This is a genomic window from Streptomyces sp. NPDC012825, assembly GCF_042900925.1.
Lineage (GTDB): Bacteria > Actinomycetota > Actinomycetes > Streptomycetales > Streptomycetaceae > Streptomyces.
On sequence record NZ_JBIBBZ010000004.1, the window covers coordinates 248,023 to 270,138 of the forward strand.

Genomic DNA, 22,116 nt, shown 5'->3' on the forward strand with positions numbered 1-22,116 from the left:
TCGCCCCGGCCTGACCGCCGGTCCCGGTCCGACCGCCGGACGTACCGCAGGACCTCCGGGTGCCGGGTTGCACCCGCACGACGGGCGGGGACCATGGGAGGGAGGACGAGGAGCGGCCCCAGGGACGACCGCCCCGTCGGGCCTGTCACCGGCAGGCAGTCGCACCCCTCCACTCCCACGGGGAGGTCCCCATGAACGAATCCGGCGACCCTCTCGCCCTCTGGACGGACCGCCTGCTCCGGTTCGGCACCGGCATCCCTCCCGAGGACGCCCGCACGTTCGTGCGCGAACTATACGCCGCGGGCCAGGCCGACCGCGACGAGGAACGGGCGAAAGCCGACTTCGAGCGGGAGGAGTGAACCCATGGGCGACCTGTCACCGGGGTTCCACGGCAAGGCCCACGACCTCGTGTCCCGGCTGCCGCCGGGGCAGTACCCGACGGAGTCGTTCCCCGTCCTGTCGGCCGGCCCCACCCCGCACGTCCCCACCGACCGGTGGTCGTTCACCGTGACCGGCGAGACCGGGGAGAGCCACACGTGGACGTGGGAGGAGATGATGGCGCTTCCGCAGGAGGAGCCCACCGTCGACATCCACTGCGTGACCCGCTGGTCGAAGTTCGACACCCGTTGGCGCGGCGTCCCCCTCGACGCCTTCCTCGACGAGGTCGAGACCACCGCCGACTTCGTCGTCGCCGAGTCCTTCGACGGCTACACCACCAACCTCCCGCTGGAGGACGTCACCGACGGCAAGGCCTGGCTGGCGCACTCCTTCGACGGCTACGCGCTCTCCCCGGACCACGGCGGCCCGGCCCGGCTCGTGATCCCCCACCTGTACTTCTGGAAGTCGGCCAAGTGGGTCAAGGGCCTCGTTCTCACACCGGAGAACGAACCCGGATTCTGGGAGTCCGCCGGCTACCACGACTACGGCGACCCCTGGCGCGAGCAGCGCCACTGGAGTGACTGATGCACGGGTGGCGACGGGCCCGCCTCATGGAGCGGACGAAGCAGACCGCGACCGGCCGCACCCTGAAGTTCGAGGTCCCTCGATGGCCGGGACACCTGCCGGGCCAGCACGTCGACGTACGGCTGACCGCCGACAACGGCTACCGGGCCGTGCGGAGTTACTCGCTCGCCGCCCCCGCCGACGCCGACGTGATCGAACTGGGCATCCAGGCGGCGTTCGGGGGCGAGGTCTCCCCGTACCTCGCCGACGACCTCCCCGTGGGCGCCGAAGTGGAGGTCGAAGGACCCCTCGGCGGTTGGTTCGTGTGGACGCCGGAGGACCCCGGCCCGCTCCTCCTGGTCGCCGGGGGTTCCGGCATCGTGCCGCTGATGGCGATGCTCCGGGCCCGGCTCGCGTCGGATTCGGACGACTCCTGTGCCCTCCTCTACTCCGTACGTGACCCGGACGACGTCTGGTACGCCGCGGAACTCGAAGCCGCCGGAAGCGCCGGCGGCACTGTTGGCGTACGGCGCCTCTACACCCGTACCGCGCCGGACGGCTCCGAACGCCCCCCGGGGCGCATGACGGAACGCGACCTGCCGGTCCTGACGTCCCCGGCGGACGCCCGCTGCTACGTCTGCGGTCCCACCGGGTTCGTCGAGCACGCCGGCGCCCTGCTCCTGGCCGCCGGACACGCGCCCGACCGCATCCGTACCGAACGCTTCGGCTGACACCCCCGCGCCGCACGGTGAGGAGCCTTCCATGAACGAGCACCCCCTGTACCTCGACGGCAATGCCCTGGCCGGTCCGCTCGGGGAGGTCTTCGCCGTCGACCCGACCACGGCGTGGCGGCTCTGCCCCTCCTGCCGCCTGCCCGCCACCGTGGCCCAACTGCACGTCTACGGCCCCGAGCCCGGCCTGACCGCCCGCTGCCCCGGCTGCGCCGCCGTCGCCCTGCGCGTCGTCACCCAGCCCGGGTACCTCTGGCTCCAACTGGGCGGCGGAGCGGGTGCCTTCCGCTTCACCCTGCCCCCCGCCGCGCCGTGAGCCGCGTCAGGCGTCCTTCAGGTGGATCCCCCTGGTCTCCCGCATGAGGTAGCACGCGAGACCCGTGAAGGAGCACAGCAGCATGATGTAGAAGCTGGAGAGCCTGGCCGCGCCCCACTCGACGAAGAGCTGGTTCAGATACGGCGCGGTGCCCCCGAAGACGGCGACGGAGACGGAGTACGCGAACCCGATGCCCTGGGTCCGTACCCGCGTCGGGAAGTTCTCCGCCATCGTGGCCGACAGGAGTGCCCCGGGGACGGCCACGACCGCGAGCGCGACCGAGGACGCCACCAGGAGCGTCCAGCCCTCCGAGCCGATCAGCTCGGTCAGGGGGATCTGCAGGACGATCATCAGCACCGCGAACGCGATCATCATCGGACGACGCCCGACCCTGTCGGAGAGGCGTCCCCACATCGGGAGGGTGACCAGGGCGATGCACTGCGCCGCGACGGAGCACCAGTAGGCCACGCCGGCGTCCATGCCCATCCGGGTGATGGCGTACGTGGACACGTACGACGTCCAGGTGTAGTGGGCGGCGGTGATCCCCGAGGTCATCGTGATGACGAGCAGAACGGCACGGACCACTTGCCCCCGGGACAGCGGCCGGACTCCGGTGCCCGCCTCGTCCCCGGCCCTGCCCTCCGCGAACACCTCGCTCTCGTCCATGCTGCGGCGCAGCCACAGGGCCGCGAGGGCGAGGAGGGCGCCGAGGACGAAGGGGACGCGCCAGCCCCATTCGGCAACGGCGCCGTCGGACAGCACGGACGTCACCGCCCCGCCCACCGAGTACGCGAGGGCCGAACCGCCGAAGATCGCGACGAACACGATGCTTCCCCACAGCCCACGGCTCTCGTTCGGCGCGATCTCCGCGACGTAGGTGTTGGCCGTCGCGGACTCGCCGCCGTGGGCGAACCCCTGCGCCATGCGGGCGAGCAGGAGGATCAGCGAGGCCCAGGCCCCGATCGAGGCGTAGGCGGGCATGAGGCCGATGACGAGGCTGCCCCCGGCCATCATCAGCATGGTGGTGACCAGCACGAACTTGCGGCCCCGCCGATCGGCGATCCGCCCGAAGACGATGCCGCCCAGCGGGCGCATCAGGAAGCCGACCGCGAAGACGGCCAGGGTCGACAGCAACGCCGACACCCGGTCGGACGGGTTGAACATGACGGTGGCGATGAAGGGTGCGAACACCGCGTAGGCGCTCCACTCGTACCACTCCAGGACGTTGCCGACCGTGCTGGCGAAGAGGGACCTGCGCCTCGACCGCAGGGTGGGCGCGGGGCGGTCTCTTTCCCCGGTCGCTGCCCCGGGGTCCGTCTTCGAGTTGCTCATGGCTGCTCCTTCACTGTGCTCGGGCAGGGCGGAGTGACGTCCGGTACCGAGGGGTGGGGTGGTGCCGGAACGCCGTCGAGCGTCAGGCGCGGGGAGTCGAGATCAGACCGGCGTACTGGGCCGCCGTGGCCAGCAGCCGGGGGACACCCGTTTCCAGCGACGGGCCGAAGTCCGTGTCGTGCGGGCGTTCGCCGCGCTGCCAGCGGGTGTAGATCGCCTCGCAGAAGATCGCCGCCTTCCACAGCGCGAGGGTCTGGTACCAGGGGAGCGCGGTGAGGTCGAGGCCGGTGCCGGACCGGTAGCGGTCCGCCAGCCGGCGCCGGGTGAGGTAGCCGGGCGCCCGGGTCACCGGTGTCAGCTCCAGGGGAGTGGAGGGCGTGCCCGCCTCGGACCAGGTGGCGGTCAGATACCCCAGGTCCGCGAGCGGGTCACCGAGCGTGGCCATCTCCCAGTCCAGGATCCCGAGGATCCTGGCCGGCGCCTCGGAAGCGAACATGAGGTTTCCCGGGCGGTAGTCGCCGTGCACCACCGAGGCCGCCTGGCTCGTCGGCAGGTTGCGGGCCAGCCAGTCCGCGATGCGTTCCACCGCGGGCAGGGTGCGCGAGGCGTTGACCTCCCACAGCCCGCTGAAGCGGTCGACCTGGCGGCGGAGGTAGCCCTCGGGCGAGCCCAGGGAGGCGAGCTCCCCTCCGGACACGTCGATGCCGTGCAGGGCGACGAGGGTGTCGACGATCGCCTCGCTGGTCGCGCCCCGCTGCTCGAGAGGGGATAGGTGGGCCGGGATCGCGTCGGTGACGACCGTCCCGTCGAGGTGGCCCATGAGGTAGAACGGCACGCCGAGGAGGGCTTCGTCCTCGCAGACGGCGAGGATCTCCGGGACGGGTGTCCCGTGCCCGTGGAGGACCTTCTGGATGCGGGCCTCGCGCACCATGTCGTGCGTCGACTTCGGCAGCGGCGGCCGCGGACCACGCCGGAGGACGACGCGGTCGCCGCCGCGCTCGATCAGATAGGTGATGTTGGAGTGGCCGTCGCCGATGCGCCGCCACGCGAGCGGACCGCGCCCGACGCCGTGCGCGTCGAGGAAGCCGGTGACCGCGTCGACCACCAGCAGGGGAGGGCTTTCGAGGTGCCGGGCCGCTTCCCGGCTCCCGACGACCTCCACCCCGTCGGGGACGGTGTGCATCACGCGCCCCCGTCCCGACCCGTGACCGCGTCACCCTGGTACGACTCGCCGGCCCGGACCGCGGCGCTCCGGGCGGCCGAGGCCCGGCGGGCGATGGCCCACCTGTGGGTCTCGTTGGGACCGTCGTAGATGCGGAACGGGCGGACCTCGTTGAGATACTGCGCCAGCGGGAGCCCGTCGGAGACCCCGTCCCCGCCGCAGATCTGGATCGCGCGGTCGATCACCCGGAAGATCGCCTCCGAGCAGTGCACCTTCGCGACCGAGGACATCGCCGAGCCCACCTTCGGGTCGCCGTGCAGCAGCGCGGCGGTCTTCGTGATGATCGCGTCGGAGGTCTCGATGTCGATCACGGACTCGGCGATCAGGTGCTGGGCCGGGCCGAGCGAGTCGATCGGACCGCCGAACAGCTCCCTCGTCCCGGCCCGGTCGAGGGCGATGTCGTGAGCCCGCCGGGCAAGGCCCAGCCACCGCATGCAGTGCGTGAGCCGCGCGGGGCCGAGCCGTACCTGCGCGTACCGGAAGCCGAGTCCGACCTCGCCGAGGACCGCGTCGTCGGGGACGAAACAGTCCTCGATGTACAGATGGGGGTGTCCGCCGTCGATGGCGCGGTCGACGGTGTGGATCGGCTCGCCGACCCGGATGCCGGGGTTGTCCATGTCGACCAGGAACATGGTGGCTCCCTCCGGGGAGCCGTCGACGGCCGGAGTGCGCGCCATGACGATGCAGAACGCGGCACCGACGGCGCCGCTGGTGAAGCGCTTGTGGCCGTCGAGTACCCAGCCGCCGCCGGCGCGCACGGCCCGGGTCCGCAGCGCGGCCGGGTCGGAGCCCGCTCCCGGGTGGGGCTCGGTCATGCCGAAGCAGGACCGGACGTCCCCCGCGGCCAGCGGCGCGAGGTACCGCTCCTTCTGCTCCTCGGTCGCGATGAGGTGGAGCATGTGCATGTTGCCCTCGTCGGGGGCCATGCAGTTGAGCGCGGAGGGGCCGATCGGCGAGTACCCGGCCTCCTGGAGGACCGGCGACCAGTGGCGTAGGGACAGGCCCTGCCCGCCGTACTCCTTCGGCACGTGCGGCGCGAAGACACCGGCCTCCTTCGCCGCCGCCTGCAGGCGGTCGCGCGTGACCCGGTCGAGGCGTCCGCCCGGCGCGGGCTCCTCGTCGACGACGATCTCGCGTACGAACCGGCGCGTGCGCTGCCGCAGCTCCTCCACCTCGGGAGGGAGATCACTGAAGGGCATGACGGTCCTTTCGGGTTCGGGTTCGGGTGCGGACTCGGGTGCGGTTTTCACGCGGTGCCGCCGGCGGCCGTCAGGCCGCCGTCGACGGTGAGGACGTGGCCGGTGACCCAGGAGGCCTGGTCCGAGGCCAGGTACGCCACGGCGGAGGCGATGTCGGCGGGGAGGCCGAGCCGTTTCATGGGGTAGCCCCCGGCGACCTCGTCCTCCTTGCCCTCGTAGAGGGCCTCGGCGAACCGCGTCTTCACCACGGCCGGCGCCACGGCGTTGACGCGGATCGCCGGACCGAGCTCGACGGCCAGCGTCCTGGTCAGATGGGACACCGCGGCCTTGCTCACCCCGTAGAGGCCGATGCCGGGTGACGGGGTCTCCCCGGTCACGGAGGAGAGGTTGACGACGCTCCCGCTGCGTTCGGCGAAGTCCAGCTCCGGGTGGGCCGCCGCGTCCTGGACCCAGGCGAGGGTGGCGAGGACGTTGACTTCGAGCACCTTGCGGGCGACGTCGAGGTCCAGTTCGGTGAGGGGCCCGTAGGCCGGGTTGATGCCGGCGTTGTTCACGAGGACGTCGAGCCCGCCGAACTCGCGGGCGACGGTGTCGAAGACCTCGCGCCGGTGCTCGGGGTCGTCCGCCCGGCCGGCGACGGTGACGACACTGCCCGGAGGGAGCGCGGCCGCGGCCTCTTCTAGCGGACCGGCCTTGCGCGCGGTGAGACAGATCCGTGCTCCCTCGGACACGAGCAGTTCGGCGACGGCCAGTCCGATGCCCCGGCTGGCGCCGGTCACGACGGCGGTACGGCCCCGGAAACGGCCCCGGGCGGTGTGGTTGCTGCTCACTGGGTCAGCCCTTCGAAGGGGAGGCGGTACCGGTGCCGCGGAGTTCGGCGCGCCGGATCTTGCCGCTCTGGGTCTTGGGCAGGTCGGCGACGAAGTGGATCCGTCGGGGGCACTTGTAGGCGGCCAGGCGGTCGCGGGCGAACGCGATCAGCTCGTCCCGGGTGGCGTCCGCGCCCGTCTTGAGGGACACGTAGGCGACGACGACCTCGCCGCGGTACTCGTCCGGTTCCCCGATGACGGCGGCCTCCAGGACCGAGGGGTGCTCGTACAGCGCGTCCTCGACCTCACGCGGCCAGACCTTGTAACCGGACACGTTGATCTGGTCCTTGAGCCGGTCCACGAGGTAGACCCAGCCCTCCTCGTCGATCACGGCGACGTCGCCGGTGCGGAGCCGGCCGCCGGGCATCGTCCGTTCGGTGGCCTCGGGGTTCTCCCAGTACCCGGGCACCACCTGCGGCCCGCTCAGCTCCAGCTCGCCCTGCTCCCCGGACGGCACCGGTCGGCCGTGGAGGTCCACCACCCGTGCCGTGAGGCCCGGCAACGGCATCCCGACGGACAGCGTTCCGCTCGGCGGATGGACCGGTGCCCGCTCACCCGGCGGTACGGCGATGACGGCGGACGTCGTCTCGGTCATCCCGTAGCCGTTGTGGAGGTAGATGCCGAACCGCTCCCGGAACCGCTCGACGGTCGCCGGCGGGATCGGCGCGCCCCCGGAGTACAGGGCCTTCACCGACGCGAAGTGCTCCGGTCCGGCGTGCGGCAGCTCGTGGATCGCGCTGTACGCGGTGATGGAGCCGATCGTGAAGGTCACCCCGTGCTCGGCGAAGGCCTCCAGGGCGACCTCGGGGTGGAACCTGCCCGTCAGGACGAGCGTGGTGTCGGTGAGCAGGGAGAGCGTCGCGTTGGCCACCGCGCCGGTGATGTGGAACAGCGGGGCCATGGCGAACACGACGTCCCCGTCGCTCAGGCCCGTCCACGACGCGCAGGTCGCCACCACGCTCAGGACGTTGCCGTGGGTGTTCATGGCACCCTTCGGCGGCCCCGTCGTGCCCGAGGTGTACGTCAGGAACGCGAGGTCGTCACGGGTCGGTCGCGCCGGGGAGGGCCGGCGGCCGGCGAATTTCCCGATCAGCGTGACGAGGTCGCCGTCCGGCGCGGGGGCGGGATGTTCGGTCGTCGTGAAGACCCGGGCGTCGTCACGGGTCTGGTAGTCGAGTGCCGAGGTGCTGACCAGCCACCGGACCGTGCTCCCCGCCAGGGTGCCGAGCGTCTCCTCGACGTCGGTGTCCGCGCAGACGATCCCCACCGCCCCGGCGTCGTCGACGATCCGGCGCAGCTCCTGCCGCCGGTACATCGGATTGAGCCCCAGCACCGTGGCGCCCAGCTTCCACAGGGCCAGCATCACCAGTGCGTACTGCGGGACGTTCTGCAGGTAGACCCCGACGCGGTCACCGCGTCCGGTCCCGCGCGCCTCGAAGGCGGCGGCCAGGGCGTCCGACGCGGAGTCGACCTCCCGTACGGACAGGGCTCCGTCGAAGTAGCGCAGCGCCGTGGCGTCAGGATTCTTCGCCATGCGGTCCCTCCAGGCGGCCACGAGGGAGTCGTGGACGACCTCCGTCTCCGCCGGGACACCGGCGGGGAGCGGGGAACCCGCCGTGGGATCTTCGGGAACCGTCATTTCTCGTCCCTCCTGCCCGCGCCGTGCGCGGGCCGATGATTACCGAGCGCTCGCTCGGTCCATGATGTGCGAAAGTGGGGTTACCGAGCGCTCGCTCGGTGAAGGATTGTGGTGGCGGAAGCGCGGTGTCAAGGGGTCTGCCGTCGCCGCCGACCGGGCGACGCTGCATACTGACGTGCCGACGCGACAAGATCCGGGCGAGGGGAGTGCCGTGACCGAGACCGATGCCGGGGTGGCGTGGAGGGCCTACTCGGGCAGCGGACTGCCGCCCATCCTCCGGACCGCGCTCGCCTGCTTCATGGAGCACGGCTACCACGGGACCACCATCAGGACGGTGGCCTCCCGCGCGGAACTCTCCGTACCGGGGCTGTACTACCACTACGCCTCGAAGCAGGCACTGCTCGTCGCGATCGTCTCCCACGCCATGGAGGACCTGTGGCGGCGCAGCACCGCGGCCCTGGAGGAGGCCGGCGACGACGTCCCGCGGAGGCTGGACCTGCTCGTGGAGTGCCTGGTGCTCTTCCACGCCCACCAGCGCGACCTCGCCTTCATCGCCTACAGCGAGATCCGCAGCCTCATCGGGGAGGCCCGCACCACCTACATCGCCGCCCGCGACCGCCAACAGCGGCTGATGGACCACGTCATCGAGGACGGCGTCACGCGGGGGGAGTTCACGACCCCGTACCCGCGCGAGACCGCCAGGGCGATCGTCACCATGTGCACGGGCGTCTCACAGTGGTACCGGGCCGGGGGCGAGCACTCCCCGCAGGAACTCGCCGAGCGCCACCGCGTGATGACACGCATGACAGTGGGCGCGCCGACGGCCGCCCGGCTCTGACGGACCGGGCGGGGCAGGGGGAGCGGACCACCCTGAGGGTGGGCTTCATCGTCGGTGCCGCGCTCGAACCGACCACGCACATCCTGGCCGGGTTCACCCGGCGCTGCTTCGACGCCCGGGTCGAACTCCACGAGTACGGCTTCACCGACCCCTCGGCCGGTTTGACCGGGGGCACCACCGACGTCGAGTTCATCCGATCGTTCGTGGACGCCGCCGAGGCGGTCCGCGACCGCGAGACGTGGATCCTGCGTACGGTCCGGGGCCTCCCCTGGGCCGACTGAACACCGGCGCGTCCCGGGGAAGGAGCGGGCCGGGCGCCGGATCAGCCGGGCTGCAGGGTGGCGGCCGCGGCGCGGATGAAGGTCATCGCGGTCTCCAGGTCACCCGGCTCGGACTGGTGCGTCAGCTCACTGATCACGCTCGCCACCGTGGCCGCCAGGACGCGCGGGGCGAAGGCGTCCGGGCGCCAGCCCTGTTCCTCGGCGAGGAGCCGGGCGCCGTCCTGCACGACGTCGGTCAGACGGCCCCTGCAAAGCCCCTTGAGTTGGGGGTTCGCCTGGAGCATCTGGTCGTAGAGCTCGTCGAGCTTGTCGCGGGAGCCCGCCTGTTCGCGCAGCCACTGCTCCACGGTGTCGAGGATTCCCTGTCCCGCGGGCCTGGCGTGCAGGGCCGCGGCGAGCCGCTCGACGAACACGTTGAAGTGCTCCATCGCCAGTTCGAGCTTGGTCGGGAAGTACAGCGTGACCGTACGCGGCGAGACCTCGGCGGCCTCGGCGATGTCGGCGATGCTCGTGGCGTCGAAGCCCCGCTCGGCGAACAACTCGTACGCCGCCGTGAGGATCGCTTCCCTGCGCCGTGCCTTGCTGCGTTCCCTGAGGCTGTCACCCGTCATGCGGGAATCTTACCATCGGTAGCTAATTTACAGTCCAATGCAAAAATGCATTACTGTGCACCAAGTGGTGGAAGCGCCTGCCCTGACCCCTCCACCACGCTTCTGCCTCCTGATTTCCCCTTGCTCAGGGTCTCGACCGGTTAGGAATGCTTCGATGGCCTCACGCCTGTACGCCTGGGCGCGCTGGATGGTTCGCCACCGCCGCTGGGTGATCGCGACCTGGATACTCCTGCTCGCCGTCGTCGGCGGCCTGGGGGCGACCCTGCACGGAAAGACGTCCACGCAGTTCACCATTCCCGGCGTCGAGGCGCAGGAGGCGCAGGACCTCCTCAAGGAGAGGTTCCCTCCCGCCGCCGGTGGCGTCGTGCGCATCGTGGTCGCCGCCCCCGAGGGGAAGACCGTCACGGACCCGGCGCAACGGAAGGCGCTCGACGGCGTCCTGCGCGAGGCGGCGACCGTGGAGGGCGTCATCGATGTCTCCCGGCCGATCGAGGCCGGTGCGGTGTCGTCCGACCGGACCATCGCCTACGCCGACGTGCGGTTCAGGGACGAAGCCCCCGAAGTGACGGAGGAGGCCAAGGAGGAACTCGCCATCGTTGTCGAGCCCCTTCGTGACGCCGGGATGCAGGTGGAGCTGGGCGGTTCCGCCATGCTCCCGCAGACCGAGGCGGGGGGTCCGGCCGAACTGGTCGGCGTCGTCGTCGCCTTCGTGGTCCTCGCCGTCGCGCTCGGCTCCGTCGTCGCGGCCGGACTGCCCCTGCTGACCGCGCTCCTGGGCGTCGCCGTCGGCGTGCTCGGCACCATGTTCGTCTCCCGCTTCGTGGAGATGACGGGCACCGCGACCGTGCTGGCCCTGATGATCGGCCTGGCGGTCGGCATCGACTACGCGCTGTTCGTCATCTCCCGGCACCGCGAGCAGCTCGCCGACCCCGACACCGACTGGGAGGAGTCGATCGCACGCGCCACCGCCACGGCCGGCAGTGCGGTCGTCTTCGCCGGAGCCACGGTCGTCATCGCGCTCGCCGCCCTTGCCGTCACCGGCATACCGTTCCTCACGATCATGGGCCTGGCCGGCGCCGTGACCGTCCTCGTCGCCGTCCTGGTCGCCGTCAGCCTGCTCCCGGCCGTACTCGGCGTGTTCGGCGAGCGGATGCGTCCGCGCCGACCGCGACGGAAGGGCGGGCGCGAGAACCGGGCCCCCGGTTCCTGGGGGCCGGCATGGGCCCGCGGCGTCACGCGTACGCCGGCCGTCGTCCTGGTCGCCGGCGTCCTGGGCCTGCTGGCCCTCGCCCTGCCGGCCAAGGACCTGCGCCTCGGACTGCCCAGCTACGCCTCCCAGCCCGAGGCCAGTACCCAGCACAAGAGCTACGACCTGCTCACCGAGGGCTTCGGCCCCGGCTTCAACGCCACCCTCATCACCGTGGTGGACACCGAAGGCATTCCGCGGGATCAGCGGCAGAGCGCCGTGGCGCATCTGCGCGGCGCGCTGGCCGCCGACAAGAACGTCGCCGCCGTCTCGCCGCCGGTGGCCGGCCCCTCCGGCGGCGTCGTGGTCATGGCCGTGATGCCGAAGTCGAGCCCTGACGCGGAAGCCACCACCGACCTGGTCCACCGCATGCGCGACAAGGCGTCCGAGGTCACCGCCGCGGGCGGGACCCTCTACATCACCGGGCAGACGGCCATGGCCATCGACGTCGCCGCCAAGCTCGGCGACGCGCTGCCCTTGTTCATCGGCGTCATCGTCCTCCTCGCGCTGGTCCTGCTGGCCATCGCCTTCCGCTCGGTCCTGGTGCCGCTCAAGGCGGCGCTCGGCTTCCTCCTCTCGGTCGGCGCGAGCCTGGGCGCCTCGGTCTGGGTGTTCCAGGAGGGCCACCTGAACGGCCTGCTCGACGTGGCGGCCGTCGGGCCGGTCACCAGCTTCCTCCCGATCCTGCTCACCGGTGTGCTCTTCGGTCTCGCCATGGACTACGAGGTGTTCCTCGTCAGCCGGATACGTGAGCACTACGAGCACAGCAAGAACGCGGCCGAGGCCATCGCCCAGGGCGTCTCCAGCAGTGCGAGGGTCATCGTGGCCGCGGCACTGATCATGGTCGCCGTCTTCGGAGGCTTCGTCTTCAACGAGGACCCCATCGTCAAGGCCATCGGCTTCTCGCTCGCCTTCGGCGTGTTCATCGACGCCTTCGTCGTCCGCATGACGCTCGTGCCCGCCGCCATGGCCCTGCTCGGACGACGTGCCTGGAGCATGCCCCGTTGGCTCGACCGGCTGCTCCCGGACGTCGACATCGAAGGCGCGCGCCTGCCCGCCGCGGCTCCGGCCACGGCCCCGTACGTCGAGAAGAAGACACCGCGCCGAGAGACGGCCGGCCGCGTCTGAGGAGAACCGTCCCGAACTCCCAGGCCGCTTCACGCTCGTGGGGGGCGTGACGGCCTCAGATCCCACCCTGCGCCTTCTCCGGAACGAGAAGGCGCAGGGTGTTCTCGTGCTTCACGAGCCACGGAGACGACCGCCGAAGCCCCCAGGACCGCCGACGGTCAGGAGTGCGGCGCCGATTTCCGCCGTCGCCCGCGGATCGGAAAGGAGTCGGCCCGTCAGCTCCTCGATGCGGCGAAGCCGGTAACGAACGGTATTGGGGTGGACGAACAGACTCCGGGCCGCCGAGTCGGCCGACCCTCCGGAGGCGAACCAGTGCTCCAGAGTCCGTAGGAGACGAGAGCGTTCCGCGGTCGGCAGGTCGAGCACCGGCCGGAGAGTCACCTCCACCAGATGGGCGGCCTCACCCGGCGCCGCGGCGACGAGCATCGCCAGAGGGTTGTCGTCGAACCGCGCCACCCCGGATACGGTGCCCGGCAGTCCGGACAGGGCCAGGCGAGCGAAGCGCAGAGCCTGCGGAGCGTCCCGCAGCGAGTCGAAAAACGGGCTGAACCCCACGCGGGCACGGCTCCGTCGCAGGATGCGCAGGCAGGCGTTCTCCGACTCCTCCGAAGGCAACGCGATCAAAGCGAGCTGCTGATCCGGCAGCAACCTCCAGGCGGAAGGGGCGTCCGCCCTCCGCAGTGCCGCCTCCACACCCGCGAGCGGCTCCTCGCCCGGCGCGGCGGCCTGCGCGACGGCGACCGCGAACGGCCCCTGCTCCGGCAGGCCCAGCTCCCGGGCGGCCTCCCACAGCGTGCCGTCGGCGATGACGCCGGTGAACAGCGCCTCCACCAGGGCGGACCGCCTGGCCTGACCCCGCGAGGTCAGCTCGGCGGCGGTCTCCCGGTAGGTCACCGCCACCGCTTCCACGTACAGGCCGAACAGCGCCCAGAAACGCGCGGACTCCGACACCAGCAGATCGTCCGAGACCTCGGGGCGGGTGCGCGCCTCCGCGAGGATCTCGGTCCACAGCAGCTCCGATCCGATGCGGTAGGCCCGCAACGTGTCGGCCAGGGGGACGCCCTGCTCCGCCCGGGCCCGCCCGGTCTCACGCGCCGCCCCCGCCTCGGGATCACCTTCGTGACCGAGGTGCTTCAGGAGGAGATCGGCGTTGGCGGAGCAGGAGTCCCGCAGAGAATCCAGAGCGATCAGCGTCTCGTCCCGGTAGGCGTCGACCTCCGAACGGATGCGCAGAGCCGTCTTCTCGGCCAGTTCGGGGAGCCTCGCGTAAAGCGCCGTCACCACACCCGAAAGATTCATCACCCCAGCATAATCAACCGAATTTGTTCCTAGGAACAATTCGCGCACCTGACCCCTGTCCCACCGGCCATAGGGCGGACCTCATTACGGGCTGCAAGATGTCTGCGACGTAAACATTTCGATGGTTCCGTGTAACGGAGGCGGGTCATGGCCAATCTGGCGAAGTTCCTCGAGGAGACGGCGCGGCGGCAGCCCGGACACCCCGCGCTGCGCCTGGGGGAGCGGGTGATCACCTACGCGGAGCTGGACGAGCACAGCGCCCGCGCCGCCGCCCTGCTCAGGTCCGAGGGCGTACGGCCGGGCGACCGGGTCGCCCTGATGCTGCCCAACGTCCCCGAGTTCGTCGTCCTGTACTACGGAGTCCTGCGCGCCGGAGCGGTCGTCGTCCCGATGAACCCGCTCCTGAAGACCAGGGAGACCGAGTTCCACCTCGCCGATTCCGGCGCGGTGCGCCTCTTCGAATGGCACCGGGCGCCGGGCGAGGGCGCGAAAGGGGCCGCCGTCGCGGGAGTGCGGCACACCGCCGTCGAACCCGCCGCGTTCGCCGCGGCGCTGGCCGGGCACGAGCCGCTGCCCGAGGTCGCCGACACGGACGGCGAGGACATGGCCGTCCTGCTGTACACCTCCGGCACCACCGGCCGCCCCAAGGGCGCCGTCCTCACCCATGCGGGACTGCGGCACAACACCGAGGTCAACAGCATCGAGGTCCAGCGGATGACGCCCGAGGACGTGGTGGTGGGCTGCCTGCCGCTGTTCCACATCTTCGGGCAGATCTGCACCATGAGCGCGGCCGTCCGCAGCGGCGCCTCCCTCGTCCTGATCCCCCGGTTCGAACCGGGGGCCGTCCTGGACGCCGTCGCCCGCGAGCGGGCCACCGTCTTCGAGGGCGTCCCGACCATGTACGCGGCGCTGCTCCAGCACCCGTCCGAGGCCGACGTCTCGACGCTGCGGATGTGCATCTCCGGCGGCGCCTCGCTGCCGGTGGAGATCCTCCACGGCTTCGAGCGGCGCTTCGGATGTCCGGTCCTGGAGGGCTTCGGCATGTCCGAGACCAGCCCGGTCGTCACCTTCAACCACCCCGACCGCCCGCGCAAGGCAGGCTCCATCGGCACCCCCATCCGGGACGTGGAGGTGCGGCTCCTGGACGACGAGGGACAGGACGTGGTCCCTGGCGAGATCGGCGAGCTGGCCGTCCGGGGGCCCAACGTGATGAAGGGCTACTGGAACCGTCCCGAGGAGACGGCCGCCGCCGTTCCCGACGGCTGGCTGCGCAGCGGCGACCTGGCCCGGGCGGACGAGGACGGCTACCTGTACATCGTGGACCGCAAGAAGGACATGATCATCCGCGGCGGCTACAACGTCTACCCGCGCGAGATCGAGGAGGTCCTCCACGAGCACCCCGCCGTCGCCCTGGCCGCGGTGGTGGGCGTCCCGCATGCCGAACTGGGCGAGGAGGTCGCGGCCGCGGTCGTGCTCCGCCCCGGCGCGCGGGCCACCCCCGAGGAGCTGCGGGAGTACGTCAAGGAGCGGGTGGCGGCCTACAAGTACCCGCGCACGGTCCGGCTCGTGGACGGGCTGCCGCTGGGACCCAGCGGCAAGATCCTCAAGAGGGAGATCGTCCTGCCGGCGGAGTGACGACCGCACCCCGTCCGAAACCGCCGTCCTGGGAGGGCGGTCGCTCCCGTGCATCCGCCGTCGTCCTGACGGGTGTGCGGGAGACGTCCGGCGGGAACCCGGGCGGCCTCTCCTGCCACTCCCATGCGTGAGGTCCGGTAACGAGCCCTCGGGGTGTGGGGCGGACGGTGGGGGGGAGACGGGACGGCCATGTCCCTCGACGGTCCAGCAGTCGGCGCGTCCGTCCACTACCGGCGCAAGCGTCGAGCGAGAGGCGAACAGCGGATCTCCCGGATCGTGCGTGCCGCAGAAGAACTCCTCGCGGACGCGGGAGTCCAGGCGGTCGGCACGAACGCCATCGCGCGTCGTGCCGGCACCTCCCCGGGAAGCCTGTCCCAGTACTTCAATGTTTGCCGTGCTTACTTTTCTTGAGTAATGTAAGTGGCATACACATTGGGTTCTCGGTGGGCTGGGGCCGCCGTACCTTCCCCGGTGGCGGAACCCTTCATCCTGGTTTGTGAACGGAGTTGTCATGAAGGCTGTGTCGATCACGGAGCACGGTGGTCCTGAGGTTCTGCGGTGGGTCGAGGCCGAGGACCCGACACCCGCCGCGGGTGAAGTGGTCGTCGACGTGGTGGCCAGTGCCCTGAACCGCGCGGACGTCATGCAGCGGTGGGGGCTGTATCCCCTGCAGCCGGGCTGGTCGCCGTACCCGGGGCTGGAGGTCTCCGGCCGGATCAGTGAGGTCGGTGAGGGTGTGACCGGCTGGCAGGTGGGTGACGAGGTCTGCGCCCTGCTGACGGGCGGTGGCTACGCGCAGAAGGTCGCCGTGCCGGCGGGGCAGCTGCTCACCCTTCCGAAGGGCGTCGGACTGACGGAGGCGGCGGGCCTGCCGGAGGTGACGGCGACGGTCTGGTCGAACATCGTCATGACCGCGGGTCTGAAGGCGGGGGAGACCCTCTTGGTGCACGGTGGCGCCGGCGGAGTGGGAACGATGGCGATCCAGATCGCCAAGGCCCTGGGAGCCCGCGTGGTGACGACGGTCGGCGGAGCCGAGAAAGCGGCCCGGGCGCGGGAGCTGGGCGCGGACGTGGCGATCACTACCGGACCGAGGACTTCGCCGAGCACGGCCCGTACGACGTCATCCTCGATGTCGTGGGCGGTGACTACCTGGAACGCAACGTGCGGTCCCTGGCGGCGGACGGTCGGCTGGTGGTGATCGGCCTGCAGAAGGGCCTGGAGGGGCAGCTCGACCTGGCGGAGATCGTCTTCAAGCGGGCGTCGGTGCACGGCACGACGCTGCGGACGCGCTCGAAGGAGTACAAGGCCGAGGTCGTGGCCGAGGTGCAGAAGAACGTGTGGCCGATGATCGAGGACGGGACGGTGAAGCTGGTCATCGACCGGACCGTACCGATGGCGGACGCCGCGGAGGGGCACCGCCTGCTGGAGGCGGGCGGCCACCTCGGCAAGATCCTCCTCGTCAACAACGCATAGCCGAGGGCGTCCGCACGGCCCGTACGGTGCACACGGCGTCCGGCGGCACCGACGAAGCCGCGCTCGACGCACACTCCCACCGAGGCACGGCCCACCGGCGGCGCGGCACGACCGGGGTGGCCGGTCCGGAGACCGACCGCCCGTTCGCCGGTGGTGTCGTTGACGTGTCGGACGCGCCTGCACCGCGACGGCGATTTCGGCCGCGAGGTACGGAGCCGGGTCGAAAGAGCCGTTCCGGTGCCGGAACTCGTGCGCGAACTCCGGCCGGATCAGGGTCGGACGGTCGCTGCGCGGGTCGACGTACCAGCTCTTGCAGCCGTCGCCGAGCCGGACCGTGCCCTCGCTGCGTTCCTGGAGTTCTTCCACGTACCGGGCCTGGGCTTCGGCGGACACGTCGAGGATGCGGTCGCCGTGGGCCTCGCTCCGTGCGAGGGCCCCCAGGACGTAGTCGATCTGGGCCTCGAAGACGTGGGCGAGGGAGTTGCGGCCGAGTCCGGTGTCGGGGCCGTTGACGATGAACGGATCGGGGAATCCGGAGACCGTGGTCGAGGCGAACGCCTCCATGCCCCGCGCCCGGCGATCCGCGAGGAAGACGCCCTCCCCGTCGTGGACCAGTGTCGCGTAGGGGGCTCGGTGGCCTTGAATCCGGTGCAGAAGACCAGCACGTCGAGTTCGTCGACGTCACCGAGCGGCATCTGGTCGCCGCCGAGGCCGAGCGGGCCCCGTCAAGCAGGGAGAGGGGCCTCGCGGGTGACCGTCACCGGCCGACCGCACGGTCCGGTCCGCGATGCGGACGCCGACCGCTGCGGCAATGATGGATCTGCGAGGGCGGTCGGAGCCCCGGGCCGGAAAGTGACGATCCGCACAGAAGTGAGCGGTGTAAACATTTGGGTGTACGGTTGTCGTGCAGTCGCCGGGACCAAGGACATCGAGGACGAGGACGGGAGCAACAGCCATGGACGACCCGCAGGCCGAAAAGCCCCGGGACACGGTGGAGGTCGCCCTGGGCGAGCGCACGGTGCGCGTTCCGTCGGGTGGTCTGTTCGACCGCTGCCGGATGCAGGTCGACCTCGACGAGGTGGCGAAGGACCCCCGCGTGGCGGGCGTCGACTTCTTCAGGAGCCAACCCAAGGTGGAGGTGCAGTCGAGGATCGGGCCGACCTTCACCCCGAACTTCTACTACGCGATGTCGAACGCCCGGTTGACGATGATCGCCCCCACGCACGCCATCCGGCGGCGGCTCCCGCGCGAGCTCGAGCCGCTGCAGATCGCCCCCGGGTTCGGTCTGGTGTCCGTCATGCTCTTCCGCTACGACGTGTGCGACATCGACTTCTACACCGAAGCCGCCGTCGGCATCGCCGTCAAGCCGGCCCGGCACGGTCCTCTCGGCGCCGTCGACCTCCTGGCGGCGCTGAAGAACGACCACCTCGATTCGTACGTCCTCTCGTTGCCGGTGAACACCGACATCGCCCAGGTGCGCGGCCACGACGGGTACGGCTTCCCGAAATGGGTGACCGAGATCGACGTCTCGATCGACGACCGCACGACCTTCGGCCGGATCACCAACGACGCCGGCGGAACCGACCTCGAGCTCAGGACGCCGACGCCCCGGCAGGCGAAGCACGGCAGCGGGACCGCGGTGTCGTCCCTGAACTCCTACACCCACTTCGGCGGCGGCTGGCGCACGACGTTCAGTCAGACGAACGCCCTGTCGTCAGGTACGCAGATGTTCCCCCGCGACATCGAGCTCACGTTCGGCGAGGGGCGTCTGTCGGACGACATCCGTTCCCTGCGACCGGTGGGCAACCTGCGCCTGGACGTCATGACCCACGGACAGCTCGCCCTGCACATGCCCACGGTCATCTCGATCGGCTGACCGTCTGTGCCATCGTCCCGCGGCGCAGGTACCGCACGCCACACTGCGGGCGGGGCGAGGAGAACACATGACACGCCGAAGCACGATCAGCACCACCACCGAAGCGGCACCGGAACAGGCTTACGCCTGCCTACGCGACCTGCGAAGTCACGGTGACTGGCTGCCCCGGTCCGCGAGCTACCGGGGAACGACGCCGGGACGGACGACAGCAGCGTCGATCGGCGACACGTACGTCGACCACACCCCCCTGGGAAAAGTCCGCGGGACGGTCACCGACGCGTCCCCCGGCCGTCTCGTCGCCTTCCGCCAGACGACCGACGACGACGCGCTCGTCATCGACGTCGTCCACCGCGTCGAACCGGCGGCCGGAGGGTGCACGCTCACCCGCACGGGCCGCATCGGCGTCGCCGGGCGGCTGCGCCCGGTCGGGCCGCTCGTGACGGCGTTGGTCCGGCGGGAGAACGGGCGCACGACGGCGCGCCTGAAGGAGCACATCGACAGGTCGGCCCCTCGGTGACTCCTCGATCCACGAAAGGACGAGTCCATGACCACGACCCCCACCCCCCACCGCATCACGCCGCGCATCGACTCCCCTCGCCTGGAGGCCCTGGCCCGCCGCGTGCGGGTCGCGAACCCCGCGTCCACCCAGGACGTCACCAACGCCATGACCGGCGAGGTGCTCGGAACCGTGCCCCACGCAACCCCCGAGGACGTCGCGGCGGCCGCCGTGCGCGCCCGAAGGGTCCAGAAGGCATGGGCGGCCCGTCCGGTCCGGGAACGCGCTGCCGTGCTGCGTCGCTTCCACGATCTCGTCCTCGCCCGCCAGGACGAGGTCCTGGACCTGATCCAGCTCGAGAACGGCAAGGCGCGTCGGCACGCGTTCGAGGAGATCATGGACGTCACCCTCAACGCGCGGTACTACGCGAACACCGCGCACGAGTACCTGCGCCCCAAGAAGCGGCAGGGCGTCCAGCCGGGACTGACGAAGGCCTGGGAACTGCACCACCCCAAGGGCCTGGTCGGAGTCATCTCGCCGTGGAACTACCCCCTGACCCTGGGCATCAGCGACGCGCTCCCGGCGATCGTCGCGGGAAACGCGGTCCTGGCCAAGCCCGACGCGCAGACCCCGTTCTCCGCGCTGTGGGCCGTCGAACTGCTCGAAGAGGCGGGCATGCAGCCCGGACTGGTCCAGGCCGTCACGGGCTCCGGCGCCGAACTCGGCCTGTCCATCGTCGAGAACTCCGACTTCCTCATGTTCACCGGTTCCACCGCCGTCGGACGCAAGGTGGCCGCGCAGGCCGGCGAGAACCTGATCGACTGCTCGATGGAGCTCGGCGGCAAGAACGCCCTGATCGTCCTCGACGACGCGGACGTCGACCAGGCGGTCTCCGGAACGGTGCGCGCCTGCTTCTCGAACACCGGGCAGTTGTGCATCTCCATGGAGCGCGTCTACGTCCCGGACACGCTCTGGGACGAGTTCACCCGCAAGCTCGTCGCGGCGACCGAGGCGATGAAACTGTCGGCGGCCGTCGACTACTCGGGCGACATGGGGTCGCTGGTCTCCCAGAAGCAGTTGGAGACCGTGATCCGGCACGTCGAGGACGCGAGGTCCAAGGGAGCCACGGTCCTGACCGGAGGCGGGCACCGCCCGGACCTCGGCCCCTTCTTCTTCGAGCCGACGATCCTCACCGACGTCGACGACACGATGGAGGTGTACGCCCACGAGACCTTCGGACCTCTCGTCTCCGTGTACCGCGTGGCGGACGAGAACGAGGCCGTCGCCAGGGCCAACGACAGCGAGTACGGGCTGAACTTCAGCGTGTGGACCCGTGACGAGCGCCGCGGGCGACGCGTCGCGTCCCGCCTCCAGGCCGGCACCGTCAACGTCAACGACGCCTACGCCGCGGCGTGGGGCTCGGTCGACGCGCCCATGGGCGGAATGAAGGCCTCCGGTCTGGGTCGCCGCCACGGCGAGCACGGCATCCTGAAGTACACCGAGTCCCAGACCATCGCCGTCGAGCGGCTGATCCCGGTCGGAGTGCCCGACGGGATCGACCCCGCACGCTACGCCCGCCTCGTTTCCGCGGGCCTGAAGATCCTCAAGCGCCTTCCGGGCGTCAAGTAGACAAGAAAGAGTGATACATCCCATGCACACGGTTCTGGGCGCCAACGGGCCGATCGGTGAAGAACTCACCCGGGAGCTGTACTGCGGCTTCACGCGCGACATCCGGCTGGTCAGCCGCAACCCCAAGAAGATCCACGACACCGACCAACTCGTCAAGGCCGACCTGACCGACCCCGAGGCGACGGACCGGGCCGTCCGGGGCAGCGAGGTCGCCTACCTCACCGTGGGCCTGCCCATGGACTCGGGGCTGTGGGAGCGACAGTTCCCCGCCATGATGTGCAACGTCATCGACGCCTGCGCGAAGCACGGAACCAAGCTCGTGTTCTTCGACAACACGTACATGTACCCGGGCACGACCACCCCGCAGACCGAGTCGACCCGCTTCGAGCCGAACGGCCGCAAGGGCCGGGTGCGCGCGCAGATCGCGACGACGCTGCTGGACGCGATGAGCGCGGGGAAGGTCGACGCCGTCATCTGCCGGGCGCCGGAGTTCTACGGCCCGGGAAAGACCAAGAGCCTGACCAACTCGCTCGTCTTCGACCGGATCAAGGCGGGCAAGCGGCCGTTCGTCCCCGTCAGCGCGAAGACCGTCCGGTCCCTCATCTGGACACCGGACGCCAGCCGCGCCATGGCCCTGATCGGCAACACCCCCGATGCCTACGGCCAGACCTGGCACCTGCCCATCGATCCCCACCGCCTCACCTACGCCGAACTGGTCCACGTGGCCGAAGAGATCACCGGCCGCCGGATCCGCTACACCGTGCTCCCCCTGGCCGTCTTCACCCTCGGCGGCCGCTTCGTCGGACCGCTCGGAGAGGTCAAGGAGCTGCTGCCGCGCTATCGCGGTGACAACATCTTCGACACCTCGAAGTTCACGGCGCGTTTTCCCGACTTCGACGTCACCTCGTATCGCGAGGGCGTCGGCGAGATCCTCGGCCGGTACTCCAGTGTGACTTCGTAGTGGCGGGTGTTGTTCGACCGGACCATGGCCCGGATCGCGGGCCGGTTCTGACGGGTGGAACCGCGACCGACCGACCGCCCGCGGGCACCTGCTCGGGCTGCTGTCCGGCGTCGAGCACGAGAACTGCCGGCGGCCGGCCGAACAAGCTGGTCACACACGTCCCGCACCCATGCCACGTCTGCTGCGAAGCGCCCGCTGGAACGCCGATTCCGTCCGCGACGAAGTCGGTGCTTACGCCGTCGACCACCTCGGTGGCGATGGCGGCGTACCGATCGTCGACGAGACCGGCTTCATGAAGAAGGGGCGGGCCTCAACGGGCGTGCAGCGGTAATACACCGGCGCCGCCGGGCGCATCGAGAACGGCCAGATCGGTGTCTTTCTCGCCTGTGCCAC

21 protein-coding genes and 1 pseudogene are annotated in these 22,116 nt (G+C 70.7%); 15 read left to right on the forward strand and 7 right to left on the reverse strand.

What is annotated here, in order from left to right; all coding sequences use genetic code 11:
• Positions 1–191: 191 nt before the first annotated feature.
• From ACFY7E_RS12710 to ACFY7E_RS12725, 4 genes are read left to right on the forward strand one after another with little or no spacing between them, the layout of a single operon-like run.
• Positions 192–359, forward strand: a complete 168-nt coding sequence (locus ACFY7E_RS12710; protein WP_389483849.1) for a hypothetical protein — start codon at positions 192–194, stop codon at positions 357–359.
• Between the two features lie 4 nt (positions 360–363).
• Positions 364–963: a sulfite oxidase-like oxidoreductase gene (locus ACFY7E_RS12715; protein WP_389483851.1), complete on the forward strand. Its 600-nt coding sequence runs from the start codon at positions 364–366 to the stop codon at positions 961–963.
• Entirely contained in the window at positions 963–1,673 is a 711-nt protein-coding gene (locus ACFY7E_RS12720; RefSeq protein WP_389483853.1) for a ferredoxin reductase, read from the forward strand. The genes ACFY7E_RS12715 and ACFY7E_RS12720 overlap by 1 nt, the downstream gene beginning before the upstream one ends.
• Positions 1,674–1,704: 31 nt before the next feature.
• Positions 1,705–1,989, forward strand: coding sequence for a DUF6510 family protein (locus ACFY7E_RS12725; RefSeq protein WP_389483856.1), 285 nt, complete (start codon positions 1,705–1,707; stop codon positions 1,987–1,989).
• 6 nt (positions 1,990–1,995) lie between these two features.
• On the opposite strand, the gene ACFY7E_RS12730 is transcribed toward ACFY7E_RS12725, so the two are convergent.
• From ACFY7E_RS12730 to ACFY7E_RS12750, 5 genes are all read right to left on the reverse strand, one after another.
• Positions 1,996–3,321, reverse strand: a complete 1,326-nt coding sequence (locus ACFY7E_RS12730; RefSeq protein WP_389483858.1) for an MFS transporter — start codon at positions 3,319–3,321, stop codon at positions 1,996–1,998.
• An 82-nt stretch (positions 3,322–3,403) separates the two neighbouring features.
• The gene (locus ACFY7E_RS12735) at positions 3,404–4,504 is read right to left on the reverse strand and encodes a phosphotransferase family protein (protein WP_389484224.1); all 1,101 of its coding nucleotides are present in this window, start codon (positions 4,502–4,504) and stop codon (positions 3,404–3,406) included.
• Positions 4,504–5,742, reverse strand: coding sequence for an acyl-CoA dehydrogenase family protein (locus ACFY7E_RS12740; RefSeq protein WP_389483861.1), 1,239 nt, complete (start codon positions 5,740–5,742; stop codon positions 4,504–4,506). Before ACFY7E_RS12740 ends, ACFY7E_RS12735 begins: the two co-directional genes overlap by 1 nt.
• Before the next feature lie 47 nt (positions 5,743–5,789).
• The gene (locus ACFY7E_RS12745; RefSeq protein WP_389483864.1) at positions 5,790–6,572 is read right to left on the reverse strand and encodes an SDR family oxidoreductase; all 783 of its coding nucleotides are present in this window, start codon (positions 6,570–6,572) and stop codon (positions 5,790–5,792) included.
• Between the two features lie 4 nt (positions 6,573–6,576).
• Positions 6,577–8,250, reverse strand: coding sequence for a class I adenylate-forming enzyme family protein (locus ACFY7E_RS12750; protein WP_389483867.1), 1,674 nt, complete (start codon positions 8,248–8,250; stop codon positions 6,577–6,579).
• A gap of 211 nt (positions 8,251–8,461) precedes the next feature.
• Between ACFY7E_RS12750 and ACFY7E_RS12755 the strand changes: the two genes are divergently transcribed.
• Together ACFY7E_RS12755 and ACFY7E_RS12760 are read left to right on the forward strand one after the other, a co-directional pair.
• Entirely contained in the window at positions 8,462–9,088 is a 627-nt protein-coding gene (locus ACFY7E_RS12755) for a TetR/AcrR family transcriptional regulator (protein WP_389483870.1), read from the forward strand.
• A gap of 38 nt (positions 9,089–9,126) precedes the next feature.
• Positions 9,127–9,369 carry a hypothetical protein gene (locus ACFY7E_RS12760; RefSeq protein ID WP_389483873.1) on the forward strand — a complete coding sequence of 81 codons (243 nt, stop codon included), beginning with the start codon at positions 9,127–9,129 and terminating at the stop codon, positions 9,367–9,369.
• 41 nt (positions 9,370–9,410) lie between these two features.
• On the opposite strand, the gene ACFY7E_RS12765 is transcribed toward ACFY7E_RS12760, so the two are convergent.
• Positions 9,411–9,980, reverse strand: coding sequence for a TetR/AcrR family transcriptional regulator (locus ACFY7E_RS12765; RefSeq protein WP_389483876.1), 570 nt, complete (start codon positions 9,978–9,980; stop codon positions 9,411–9,413).
• Positions 9,981–10,134: 154 nt separating this feature from the next.
• Between ACFY7E_RS12765 and ACFY7E_RS12770 the strand changes: the two genes are divergently transcribed.
• Positions 10,135–12,354: an MMPL family transporter gene (locus tag ACFY7E_RS12770; RefSeq protein ID WP_389483878.1), complete on the forward strand. Its 2,220-nt coding sequence runs from the start codon at positions 10,135–10,137 to the stop codon at positions 12,352–12,354.
• Positions 12,355–12,465: 111 nt separating this feature from the next.
• On the opposite strand, the gene ACFY7E_RS12775 is transcribed toward ACFY7E_RS12770, so the two are convergent.
• Positions 12,466–13,653, reverse strand: a complete 1,188-nt coding sequence (locus ACFY7E_RS12775) for a PucR family transcriptional regulator (protein ID WP_389484226.1) — start codon at positions 13,651–13,653, stop codon at positions 12,466–12,468.
• 147 nt (positions 13,654–13,800) lie between these two features.
• Here ACFY7E_RS12775 and ACFY7E_RS12780 point away from each other — a divergent pair, with 147 nt between their 5' ends.
• From ACFY7E_RS12780 to ACFY7E_RS12815, 8 genes and pseudogenes are all read left to right on the forward strand, one after another.
• On the forward strand, positions 13,801–15,288 hold the full coding sequence (locus tag ACFY7E_RS12780; protein ID WP_389483880.1) for a long-chain fatty acid--CoA ligase: 1,488 nt from the start codon (positions 13,801–13,803) through the stop codon (positions 15,286–15,288).
• A gap of 189 nt (positions 15,289–15,477) precedes the next feature.
• Positions 15,478–15,699 carry a TetR family transcriptional regulator gene (locus ACFY7E_RS12785; protein WP_389483883.1) on the forward strand — a complete coding sequence of 74 codons (222 nt, stop codon included), beginning with the start codon at positions 15,478–15,480 and terminating at the stop codon, positions 15,697–15,699.
• Positions 15,700–15,799: 100 nt separating this feature from the next.
• Positions 15,800–16,761: pseudogene (locus ACFY7E_RS12790) on the forward strand (NAD(P)H-quinone oxidoreductase).
• A 955-nt stretch (positions 16,762–17,716) separates the two neighbouring features.
• On the forward strand, positions 17,717–18,637 hold the full coding sequence (locus ACFY7E_RS12795) for an acetoacetate decarboxylase family protein (protein ID WP_389483885.1): 921 nt from the start codon (positions 17,717–17,719) through the stop codon (positions 18,635–18,637).
• Positions 18,638–18,704: 67 nt separating this feature from the next.
• Positions 18,705–19,154: an SRPBCC family protein gene (locus ACFY7E_RS12800; protein ID WP_389483887.1), complete on the forward strand. Its 450-nt coding sequence runs from the start codon at positions 18,705–18,707 to the stop codon at positions 19,152–19,154.
• Positions 19,155–19,181: 27 nt separating this feature from the next.
• Positions 19,182–20,762 (forward strand): succinic semialdehyde dehydrogenase, encoded by a 1,581-nt coding sequence (locus tag ACFY7E_RS12805; RefSeq protein ID WP_389483890.1) that lies wholly within the window; start codon positions 19,182–19,184, stop codon positions 20,760–20,762.
• Between the two features lie 22 nt (positions 20,763–20,784).
• Positions 20,785–21,723 carry an NAD-dependent epimerase/dehydratase family protein gene (locus tag ACFY7E_RS12810; RefSeq protein WP_389483892.1) on the forward strand — a complete coding sequence of 313 codons (939 nt, stop codon included), beginning with the start codon at positions 20,785–20,787 and terminating at the stop codon, positions 21,721–21,723.
• Between the two features lie 100 nt (positions 21,724–21,823).
• Positions 21,824–22,054, forward strand: coding sequence for a transposase (locus tag ACFY7E_RS12815; protein ID WP_389484228.1), 231 nt, complete (start codon positions 21,824–21,826; stop codon positions 22,052–22,054).
• Positions 22,055–22,116: the final 62 nt, after the last annotated feature.